General features: G+C 68.3%; 2 protein-coding genes. Both read left to right on the top strand.

All coding sequences use genetic code 11. From position 1 onward, the window contains the following. Positions 1-72: 72 nt before the first annotated feature. The gene (locus ACZ5NH_RS45570; protein ID WP_468784387.1) at positions 73-384 is read left to right on the top strand and encodes a transposase; all 312 of its coding nucleotides are present in this window, start codon (positions 73-75) and stop codon (positions 382-384) included. Continuing rightward, on the top strand, positions 381-1,049 hold a 669-nt coding region (locus ACZ5NH_RS45565; RefSeq protein ID WP_468784386.1), incomplete at its 3' end, for an IS3 family transposase. The genes ACZ5NH_RS45570 and ACZ5NH_RS45565, both read left to right, overlap by 4 nt.

Here is a 1,049-nt window from a genome sequence, read left to right as displayed (position 1 = left end):
TGAGCTGCACCCCGTTTCGTGGAGTCCCTGAAGCCAGGCTTATGATCCTGGCCCGAAGGAGAACCACGAGCAGTGCCAGCACCACGTAAGTACCCGGACGAGCTCCGCGAGCGGGCCGTCCGCGAAGTCCGCACCACAGGCCGCCCGGTCGCGCATGTCGCCCGGGACCTCGGCATCCACAAAGAAGCCCTGCGGCAGTGGGTGCGCCAGGCCGAGGCCGACACCGGCGAACGCGACGACCGGCTGACCACCGCCGAGCGCGACGAGCTGAAGCAACTCCGCAAAGAGAACGCGGAGTTGAAGCGGGCGAACGAGATCCTGAAGGCCGCCAGCGTGTTTTTTGCCCAGGAGATCGACCGTCCCCGGACGAGGCCGAGCAAGTGATCGACCACCTGCGCGAACGCGGCCTCGGGGTCGATCCCGTCTGCCGGGTGCTGGACCTGTCGCCGTCGACGTACTTCGCCCGCAAGAAGCGTCCGAAGTCGGCCCGCCGGCTCCGCGACGAGCAGCTCATGCCGCTGATCGAGGAGATCCACGCGGAGTCCGGGGCCACTTATGGCGCCCGGCGGATCACCCGCGCCCTGCGGCGCAAGGGCATCGACGTGGCCCGGTGCACCATCGAGCGGCTGATGCGTGAGCTGGGCATCGAGGGCGTCATCCGCGGTCAGCGGCGCCGCACCACGGTCCCCGAGCCGTCGGCGCCCCGCCCGCCGGACCTGGTCGACCGCGATTTCACCGCCTCGCGCCCGGACCAGTTGTGGGTGGCGGACATGACGTATGTGCGCACCTGGTCGGGCTGGGCGTACGTGGCGTTCGTCCTGGACGTGTACTCGCGGATGATCGTCGGCTGGCAGGTCGCGAACCACATGCGGACCGAACTCCCGCTGGACGCACTGGAGATGGCGTTGTGGAGACGGAGGATCAAGAAGGACTCCGGCCTCATTCACCACAGCGACCGCGGGTCGCAATACATATCAATTCGGTACACCGACCGGCTCGCCGACATCGGCGCCTCGGCGTCGGTCGGATCCGTCGCGGACAGCTATGAC

Source organism: Streptomyces sp. NPDC031426 (assembly GCF_055581585.1).
This window is presented reverse-complemented; position numbering and strand designations above follow the sequence as displayed.